This is a genomic window from Mannheimia haemolytica (genome assembly GCF_004342115.1).
Classification (GTDB): Bacteria; Pseudomonadota; Gammaproteobacteria; order Enterobacterales; family Pasteurellaceae; genus Mannheimia; species Mannheimia haemolytica.
In genome coordinates this window covers 1-10,136 of the sequence record NZ_SMAC01000047.1, presented here as the reverse complement: position 1 = coordinate 10,136, position 10,136 = coordinate 1, and the positions used below count along the sequence as shown (strand labels likewise).

Sequence of the window (10,136 nt, the reverse complement as noted above, 5' to 3'; positions counted from 1 at the left end):
GGATTTGGGTGGAAAAGAATTTAAGCTCAAATTAATCTGACAGACACGGTAATTTAAAACGGGGGACTGTCAGATTAGGTTTGATCTTCTACACAATTATCTAGATCATAGATGATCAGCTCTTTATGTTCACGCTTTTGCTTGTTTAAACTAAAACTCACTATACTGCGTTTAGCCAATTTGCCGCTCTTGGTAAAAATTAACCATTGTTCAACACAATACAATCCAATTTGTTCACTTTGGTCAACTAATTTTTCTGCAGCTGCTATAGGTAAAATCAGTGTAATTTTCCCGTTCTCTGCTAACCATGGTTTTGCTTTTGCCAGCCAATTCAAGTGGCTGTAATGGCTAATTGAGCGAGCTAAATCTCTCTCTGTGGTTCGAGCTGCAAGTGAATCTGCAAAATAAGGTGGGTTACTAACAATCAAGTCAAATTTCTGTTCAAATGCCTGCTGCATCACATCACCTTGCAAAACGGAAATCCGATTTGCCCATGCAGAATTTTGGGCATTTTCGACCGCTTGTTGGTAGGCATTTGGTTCAAGTTCCAACGCAGTAATGTGACAACAATCATCTGTTCTCTGAGCAAGCATAAGTGCTACTAAACCAGAACCTGTACCCAGATCTAAAATATTCTGACAATCTTTTATGTGAGCAATCGCTCCCAATAGAATACCATCTGTATTGACTTTCATTGCACATCTGTCGTGCCGAATAAAAAACTGTTTAAATTGAAATCCTTGCGACATAGCTATCTGAAAAAGTAACCCCCGATAATCTTTCATTATCGGGGGTTAATTATATTATTGCAACTTAGTTACAAGAACAACCTTGTGCGTAGTCTGAACATTCAGCACAAGCTGCAGTGAACATCCATACTAATTTTTCTTGTTCTTTGATGTAATCACTCATTTGAGAAGCAGTACCTTCATCGTTTGCATCACTTGCTAGAGCAAGAATTTCACGTTGTTGTCCCAGTAATGTTTTGAAACCATTTAAAGTACCACGTAAACATTCTTGTGCAGCTGAAACACCAATATGTTCTTGAATTTGTGACTTGGTTAAATATTGGCTGAACGCATTTTGAGGTGTGTGACCTAAGGTTAAAATACGTTCTGCAATTTCATCTACTTTTGTCACTAAATCATCGTAGATTTCTTCAAATTTTGCATGTAATTCAAAGAAGTTCACACCACGTACATTCCAATGGTAGCCACGTACATTAGTGTAAAACACTTGGTAAGTAGCTAATAAACCATTTAACTCATCTGCTAATTTTTTTGCGATTTCTTTATCTAAACCGATATTTGACATTGCCATAATATGCTCCTCTTAATTGTTAATCTTAAAAAATTAAATTAGATACTGCTTATTTAATTTATTACTATATTACAATCCAAAATGAAAACTAGCAAATGGTTATAATATATACTTTTTATAGGTATAACCTATCAGATTGTGCGTCTTGAATGATAATGGCTATCAAATTTATTTTTATTCAATTGGTGCAACTTCTTCAGTAGGGATTGGTTGCTTCCCTTCAGCTTCTTCTGCTTTAGCCTCGATATTTTCTTTTTTCAGCGAAAGTGCATCCCAAACACTTGGTTTTTCTGTAGCCACTACATTACCTGCACTGGTACAATAACGTTGCCCTTTATCTCGCCAAACTGGAATTTGTCTGCCACTATCGCAATTCCAGCTACCATAGCTATTAATCCCCACCCATTGCATCGTATTAAGTTTCGGTAATCTATACGCCTGAGGCAAGGCTCTCTCAAGATATTGCTTATACACATACAATGCACCACTTGAACCGGTGAGGTTGGTATCCCCATTGTTATCTTTACCCAGCCAGACGGTCGTGACGTGTTCGCCATCAATTCCCACAAACCAAGTATCTCGAGCGTTATTGGTTGTACCGGTTTTGCCGGCTAATTTCAGTTTGGCAAAATCGTTTTGTAAGCTACGAGCCGTACCTCGTTCCACAACCTGTTGCATCGCATACATTGTTTGAACCGCAGCTTCCGGTGGAAGCACCTGCTCGCTCACTTTGCCGCTATCTCGCTGATAGAACATTTCGCCATTGTGCGAAATAATCGCCTCAATGGTGGTTAATGGTGTTTTCAGCCCTTCGTTGGCAATTACTTGATAAGAGCGGGTTACATCGTAAGGCGAGATCGAATATGAACCTAGCAAGGTTGATGGGTAAGGCGGAATTTCCGCATTATCCCAGCCCATCTCTTTTTGTTTGGCAATGACTTTTTTTAAGCCAACTTTCATACCAATATTCACCGTTGGAATATTCAGAGAGCGGACTAAGGCGTCCATTAACATCACCGAGCCACTAAAACTGCGGTCGTAGTTACGGGGTGTCCAGTAGGTTGAACCAACCTTAATTGAAATTTGTTTATTTTGGATCGGTGTATTTAAACGGAATAATTCAGGCTGTGCCAAGGCAATCGCATAAACCGATGGTTTGACTAAAGAACCGATTTGGCGTTTTGACTGAATCGCACGGTTAAAGCCGGCAAATTGGGTTAAGCGGTCTCCTACTATCGCCCTCACTTTACCTGTGCGGTATTCCGCCACGACAATAGCCGATTGCAAATCGCTGACTTTTTTATTTTTACTTTCCAGATTTTCCAAACCGGTAATCACTGCTTGTTCGGCTGAACGTTGCTGTTTACGGTCAAGGGTCGTAAAAATTTTAGTACCGGAAAGTTGAGCTGACTTAATTTCGCCTAACTCATTTTTCAAATCAATGGTTAATGCCTGCATAAAGGCAGGTTGCTCACGGTAAATCGTGCCTTTTTCACGAATATTAAGCGGGCGGGAGCTTAACAGAGCGTAAAGTTCTTGATTGATCACTTGATGATCCAGCAATAATCGCAACACCACATTACGTCGCTCTACCGCACCTTGCGGATTTCGCCACGGGTTATACAGTGATGGACCTTTTACCATTCCCACCAATAACGCAATTTGGTCTAAGCTAATCTCTTGGATCGGACGACCAAAATAGAATTGGCTTGCCAATGCAAAACCGTGAATTTGGTAGCTACCGTTCTGCCCTAAATAAATTTCGTTGAGATAGGTTTCTAAAATGCGGTTTTTATCGTAACGGAAGTCTAAAATCACCGACATTAACGCTTCATTTACCTTACGCACCAACGATCTTTCATTACTTAAGAACAAGTTTTTCACTAACTGTTGCGTTAAGGTACTGCCACCCTGCACTGTTCTGCCAGCTTGGTAGTTAGTGATTAAAGCACGGGCAATACCGATTGGGCTAATCCCATCGTGCTGATAAAAGCGGCGATCTTCGGTTAAAATCAGTGACTCAATTAACAAGCGAGGGTATTGTTGTAAGCGTAATGCTTGACGTTCTTCATCGCTATCGGAATGCAGTAACGCCAGTAATTTCGGATCCAAGCGGAACTCCTCGATCAACTTACCCTGCACCAAATCTTCAATATAAGTTAATTTATCTTGTTTGAAAGTTAAACGAAGCACTCGTTGCGATTCCGGTGTTTCTGGAAACGGGAAAGCTCGGCGTAGCAACACCAGCTGATTTTCTTCAATTTTGAAATCGCCTGGTGTCGCAACTTGAGAAACTTGACGATAGCCGTTATCCAGCAACGCTTGTTTGGTTTGCTCAAGCGTTAAGTTGTCTTCAATTTTAATGCTTTCAATACGAGCATACACCTCAGCTGGTAATTCCCATATCTGTCCATCCATTTTGCTACGGATTTTACCGTCTAAATAAATGCCGTAAAAAGCCATACTGCAAGCTCCTATCACCCCGATTTTGAATAAGGTTGAAAGGAAATAGTTTCGCTTTTTCGGTTTTTGCTCAGGCTCTTGCTCGCTCTGCTCGTTTAACTCAACATCTGACATAAAATTAACTTAAATTAGAAAAGGTAAGCGGTCGATTTTTGCAAATTTTTTGCAAAATCGAACCGCTTGTATTTGCCGTCAATTATGGATTGCGGCGGAATTTGCTGAAGTCCGGCTCACGTTTCTCGTTGAACGCATTGCGTCCTTCTTGCCCTTCTTCTGTCATATAGAACAACATTGTTGCATTACCAGCAAGCTCTTGCAGGCCAGCCTGACCGTCACAATCTGCATTCAATGCTGCTTTTAAGCAACGTAAGGCAATCGGGCTGTTTTGTAGCATTTCGCGACACCAACGCACAGTCTCTTTTTCTAAATCAGCATAAGGCACAACGGTATTGATTAAGCCCATATCTAACGCTTCTTGTGCATTATATTGACGGCATAAGAACCAAATTTCACGCGCTTTTTTCTGACCGACTAAACGTGCCATATAGCTTGCACCCCAACCGCCGTCAAATGACCCCACTTTCGGGCCGGTTTGACCGAATTTTGCATTGTCAGCGGCAATGGTTAAATCACATAACATATGTAAAACGTGTCCACCACCAATCGCATAGCCGGCAACCATTGCCACCACCGGTTTCGGGCAGGTACGAATATCACGTTGGAAATCCAACACATTTAAGTGATGCACACCGCTTTCATCTTTGTAGCCGCCGTAATCGCCACGCACTTTTTGGTCGCCGCCGGCACAGAACGCATATTCGCCTTCACCGGTTAATACGATGACGCCGATTTTTTCATCAAAACGGGCATCAGAAAAGGCTTCAATCATCTCTTTTACCGTTTGCGGACGGAAAGCATTACGCACTTCCGGACGATTAATGGTGATTTTAGCGATACCGTCTTTTGATTTATGGTAACGAATATCGGTGTAACCTTCGCTGTGATCAACCCACTCAACCGGTGCATATAAAAATTCTTCGCTTGGATATAACATTGGTAAATTCCTTGAAAAATGACATAAAAAATTCTTGTGATTATAACGGAATCGAAGGAAAAAGGTGAGGAAATTATTTTGTGATCCGCCTCACAATTTTTCACATAGTTGATTGCCCTATTTTATAAGAGAATTAAAGTGTATTCGTATTTATATCTTTTTGATCATAGGGCTTTTATGTCGTTACCGAATTACTACCAAGACCCGAGTGTGTTGCACCTTAATACCACGCCACACCACGCTTATTTTATTCCTTTTGCTAAAGGGCAAACGCCGAATCAGTTGGAACGGGAACAATCTGAGTTATTTACTTTGCTAAATGGCGATTGGAAGTTTAATTTCTATCCAAGTCCGCACGATCTGCCGGAGGATTTCCTCAACACCAAATTTACCCACCAAATCCCCGTGCCGTCTAACTGGCAAACTCAAGGCTTTGATGCCCATCAATACACTAACATCAACTACCCGATTCCGTTTGATCCGCCTTATGTGCCACACCAAAACCCTTGCGGGGTGTATCAGCGTGAAATCACGTTTAACCCCAAGCCTAACAAACGCTATTTGCTAAATTTTGAGGGCGTAGATTCGTGCCTGTTTGTTTATGTAAACGGCGAATTTGTCGGCTACGGGCAAATCAGCCACAGCACCAATGAATTTGACATCACCAAACAGCTTAAACAGGGCAAAAACAGCCTCGTCGTGGTGGTGCTAAAATGGTGTGACGGCAGTTATTTGGAAGATCAAGACAAATTCCGAATGTCAGGCATTTTCCGTGATGTTTATATTTTGGAACGTGAGCAAAACTACCTGCAAGATTTCTTTATCCGCTACCAGTTAAACGCTGATCTTTCAAAGGCAGAACTCAAGGTGGAAACACAATTTTCCACCTACACCGAAGCTGTGCATTTTCAACTTTTCGACCCTGAAAACCGCTTAGTCTGCGAGCAAACAAGCGGTGATTTTTGCCAAGAAATTTGCAATTTGTGTTTGTGGAATGCGGAAGATCCGACACTCTACACGCTATGCTTGAGCTACCAAAACGAAATTATTGAGCAAAAAATCGGCTTTCGTCAGATTCGTGTGGAAAATGGCGTGATGCTATTCAACAACGCCCCGATTAAATTTAAAGGGGTAAACCGCCACGATTCCGACCCGAAAACCGGCTACAGCATTAGCCGTGAGCAAGCGTTGGTGGATTTACGCTTAATGAAAGCCCATAACATCAACGCTATTCGCACCGCCCATTACCCGAACGCTCCGTGGTTTAATGAATTGTGCGATCAGCTCGGTTTTTATCTGATTGCCGAAAGTGATCTTGAATCTCACGGCTCCAGTGCAGTGTATATTGAAAGTCCGGAAAACAGCATTTTCCTGAATGTGCCAAACCCGAACAAACAGGAAGAAATTCGCCAACAAGCGGTCGATAATTTCTGTTATTTTGCAAGAGATCCGCTGTTCAAACAGGCGATTTTAGATCGCAACATTGCCAATGTGGAGCGAGACAAAAACCGCACTTCGGTTATTATTTGGTCACTTGGTAACGAATCCGGCTTTGGTGAAAATTTTGAAGTCGCAGCCCGTTGGGTAAAACAACGGGATCCAAGCCGTTTAACTCACTACGAAGGCTCGATTTACCAACATTCGGCACATCAAAACGATCTTTCAAACCTCGATTTATACAGCGAGATGTACCCAAGCACCGGCGGTTAGAGGAATATTTTTCCGACTCTGCCAACCACAAACCTTTTATTTTGTGTGAATATTCTCACGCGATGGGCAATTCGAGTGGTGATATGGAAGATTATTGGCAAACCTTCCAACGCTACAGCGGTGCGTGCGGTGGCTTTGTGTGGGAATGGTGCGACCATGCTCCTCTGCTCCCCAACTCTGAGCTAAGTGCCGAACAGAAGACCGAAAAATACGGCTATGGCGGTGATTTCGGCGAAACCTTGCACGATGGCAATTTCTGTATGGACGGCTTGGTTTCCCAACAGCGTGTGCCACACTCTAATTTGTTAGAAGTGAAAAATGTGAATCGCCCGGTGCGAGCTGAGTTAAAAGCGGGCAAAATTTGGCTGAAAAATCAGTTGGATTTCAGCGACTTAGCTGATTATCTGACCGTGCATTACTGTTTCAGCTAAAACGGCGAAACCACCCTGCAGGGACAATGTTTGGTAAATTGTCAGCCAAATCAGACCGCTTGTTTGCCGCTAACGCTGCCCGAACCAAACGGCAAATTGCAACTTTTAACCCTTGATTATTCTTTAAATGAAAGCACGGCTCTGTTGGAAAAAGGGCATCACTTAGGCTTTGACCAAATCACGCTGCATCAAGCGATGGTCACTCCAGCACTTAATCCACGCCCGCAAGCGGTCATTTTTGTGCAAGATTTTGCAAATGAATGGCGGATTCAACAGGGCGACTATCGCTACACTTTCGATAAACTCAAAGGCATTTTCAGCCGGATTGAGAAAAACGGCGAGGCAGTAATTGAGCAACCGTTGGATTTCAATATTTGGCGAGCCCCAACCGATAACGACCGCTTAATTCGTGAGTTTTGGAAAAAAGCCGGCTACGATAACTGTTACACCAGGGCGTATCATACCGAACTGATGCAAGATAAAAACGGCGTAAACATTACTGCCGAATGTGGCATTGTGGCAACCGCTCAAAGTCGGATTTTAACCCTGAAAGTGAATTATCATCTTGCCCCGAATGGCGAAATGACGATTCAGGTTCAGGCAACCCGCCCCGCTCATTTGCCGTTTTTACCTCGCTTTGGCTTGCGGTTTTTCTTGAATAAACGGAATAACCAAGTGAGCTATTTTGGCTATGGCGAGCAGGAGAGTTATATCGACAAATACCATTTGGCGAAACTCGGAGCTTATCAAACCAGCACCCGAGAAAATCATACCGATTATCTCAACCCGCAGGAAAACGGCAGCCACTTCGGTACGCATTATGTGCAAGCAAATGGGATAACTGTTACTTCTCCACAGCCGTTTAGTTTTAATCTTTCGCCTTACACACAGGAAGAGCTAACCACTAAAAGCCACAGTTATGATTTGGTAGAAAGCCCTTCCACCGTGCTGTGTGTCGATTACAAAATGAGCGGCATTGGCTCAAACTCTTGCGGCCCGAATTTGAAACCGCAATATCGGTTAAATGAGACTAATTTTGAGTGGCTGCTTAAATTGAATTTTTAACGAAAAATGCTCGTTCAAATTTAATTGAACGAGCATCTCCTTTTATTTCAGCATAATATATTGTGTACTAATACTTTCTACTATATAACCGATATTGTCTTCAAATCTTAACTCAATATGCTTAAGCCCAAGTACTGAATTTCCTAAATCCATTTTGAGTAAATCGCCTTTAATCTTTTCTAAAACCTCATTTTTGTGTTGCTGGGTAATAGATAAATGATGTTTAGCAAAGATTTTTTTCAAAATATCGTTAATGTTAAATTCAATAGTAGTCCCAAGTCCTTTAAAGTAGATAACAAATTCAGTAGGATCTTGTGTTATTGAAGAGCAGTCTTGAGCCGTTTCTGAGTATTGATACTCAATATTTAATATATTTCCCTCAAAATAGTAACCTTGAGAAAGGAGTTTTTGGCATAGCTTATTTTCTATTTTTTGATGGGAAAATGAATTAGGCCGATATAATTGGCTACTAAATGTAATATATTCACGAGCATTTGCCATATCTGCTTTAGTTAAGCGAACCAGCTCAGAATTAGTAGCTTCAAAATAACGTGGGTCAGTATTTCTTTCTCTTATTTCACTCATTAAATCGTAGCTTGAATTTACGCCATATTTCTCTTTAAATTGTGCAGCAGGCATTCCTCTGGCAACATAGTGGAGCATTGAATAAAAATATTCGGCTTCATCTCGGTTTTCATTTAATGATTCTTGGTATTTAAGTACAGCTTTTGTGCTGATTTTGTTATTTACATCTAATAATTTGTGTTTTAGCAAATAGTTGTCCAACCGCTTGGTTTGATCTTTAAGCGCAACTGTTTTCGGATCTAAAATAAACACTGAAATTAAAATAATTGCTATCGACACTGCAGAAAAGAGACGATATTGCGCCAACTGTTTAAATAGTAATAAGGTATAGCAAATAGATAAGGTTATTGTGCCAATCACTAAATAAATACGGGCTTCAGTTAAGCCATAATGGCTGAAACGAATATAGATGGCATACCAAATTAATGTTAACGGCAAAAGTGCTAAATAGGTAAAGAGAGAATAAAACCACTGCCATTTTGCATTTTTTAGTAATAATTGCACCGCTTGTATAGCTAGGCCGAAAGCTAAATAGGGAAGCGCTACGTTTGCAACAACCCCATCTGGCATTTGCCCCTTAGCCGCAATAAAAATTACATAAGCATAAATAATTGCAGTATAGATAATTAATGCCGGAGACAAAATCCAGTTTAGTAACATTTCACTAATGCGGTTTAGATATCTAGAATCATTGGTAGTCTGTTGTTCAAGAGTTAAAAATAAAACAGGGAATGCCCAAAAACTAGAAAAAATGCCAAATTTTTCAAAAATATGAAAGTTGTTTTGTTTATTTAAATCAAATAAAGCAATAATGGCTATGGTAATAGCGCTTAATGTTGCAAAAATAATGCCAGATAAAACTGTAGCAAAGACAATGTTAACTAATTTATTAGTTGTTCCGGCTACAAAATAATGGTTGTTTTTGTACCAATATTGACTGATCAAACAAAGGAATACACAAAATATGGTAGCCCAATAACGAGAATCTTCCAATAATGTTAAATTAATTTGATCAAAGAAAAAGACGATTGCTATCGGAATCAGAGCGAATAGCCAATAAGCTTTGGTATCGCGTATCAGGTAAAGCAAAATAAAGCAAATAGGAAAAAGAGCAATTAGATTTTGAAAGCGTTTGATTAATTCGTAGTCGCTCACATTATTGATAAGTAAAATCGTGACGTAAGTAACGAATAAAATTTCCAGTGGATGCTTAATGATGGTGCTTTTTATCATTAAGGTAAAGCGTTGTAGCTTACTTAGCATAATAGATCTCCTACCTATGAAAGGAATATCTCACAGTATACATGTGAATAAATAATAGGTAAACAGTTTTAATCTTTATTTGTTTTTAGAGGTGAACATATTCATTAAAATAAGAAAGCCTAAGTTATTCAACTATAGGCTTTAAAAATAAAGGGGCTGTCCTAGATAACGACTAAAAACTCCATTTAGGTTAAGATACCCAAATGAGAAAAAGTCGTCTAAGTCAGTACAAACAAAACAAACTC

Annotated in this window: 5 protein-coding genes and 1 pseudogene; 1 reads left to right on the top strand and 5 read right to left on the bottom strand. The window is 40.4% G+C overall.

The genetic code is table 11. The features are described 5' to 3' along the window. Positions 1-74: 74 nt before the first annotated feature. The 4 genes from EDC41_RS12810 to menB form a co-directional block, all read right to left on the bottom strand. Entirely contained in the window at positions 75-755 is a 681-nt protein-coding gene (locus EDC41_RS12810) for a tRNA1(Val) (adenine(37)-N6)-methyltransferase (RefSeq protein WP_165876907.1), read from the bottom strand. A 58-nt stretch (positions 756-813) separates the two neighbouring features. After that, positions 814-1,320 carry a Dps family protein gene (locus EDC41_RS12805; RefSeq protein WP_006251975.1) on the bottom strand — a complete coding sequence of 169 codons (507 nt, stop codon included), beginning with the start codon at positions 1,318-1,320 and terminating at the stop codon, positions 814-816. 174 nt (positions 1,321-1,494) lie between these two features. Beyond that, complete coding sequence (gene mrcB, locus EDC41_RS12800) at positions 1,495-3,897, bottom strand: penicillin-binding protein 1B (protein WP_006251974.1); 2,403 nt, start codon at positions 3,895-3,897, stop codon at positions 1,495-1,497. Between the two features lie 82 nt (positions 3,898-3,979). Continuing rightward, the gene (menB, locus tag EDC41_RS12795) at positions 3,980-4,837 is read right to left on the bottom strand and encodes a 1,4-dihydroxy-2-naphthoyl-CoA synthase (protein WP_006249501.1); all 858 of its coding nucleotides are present in this window, start codon (positions 4,835-4,837) and stop codon (positions 3,980-3,982) included. Positions 4,838-5,014: 177 nt separating this feature from the next. Here menB and EDC41_RS12790 point away from each other — a divergent pair. Then, positions 5,015-8,043 (top strand): annotated as a pseudogene (locus EDC41_RS12790) (glycoside hydrolase family 2 TIM barrel-domain containing protein). A 42-nt stretch (positions 8,044-8,085) separates the two neighbouring features. On the opposite strand, the gene EDC41_RS12785 reads toward EDC41_RS12790, so the two are convergent. Then, positions 8,086-9,891, bottom strand: a complete 1,806-nt coding sequence (locus EDC41_RS12785; protein ID WP_006251971.1) for a DUF4153 domain-containing protein — start codon at positions 9,889-9,891, stop codon at positions 8,086-8,088. Between the last annotated feature and the right edge of the window lie 245 nt (positions 9,892-10,136).

What these genes read in the sequence shown, in the direction of transcription:
- EDC41_RS12785 (WP_006251971.1), bottom strand. Translation starts at nt 9,891, where the DNA reads ATGCTAAGTAAGCTACAACGCTTTACCTTAATGATAAAAAGCACCATC.
- mrcB (WP_006251974.1), bottom strand. Translation starts at nt 3,897, where the DNA reads ATGTCAGATGTTGAGTTAAACGAGCAGAGCGAGCAAGAGCCTGAGCAA.
- EDC41_RS12805 (WP_006251975.1), bottom strand. Translation starts at nt 1,320, where the DNA reads ATGGCAATGTCAAATATCGGTTTAGATAAAGAAATCGCAAAAAAATTA.
- menB (WP_006249501.1), bottom strand. Translation starts at nt 4,837, where the DNA reads ATGTTATATCCAAGCGAAGAATTTTTATATGCACCGGTTGAGTGGGTT.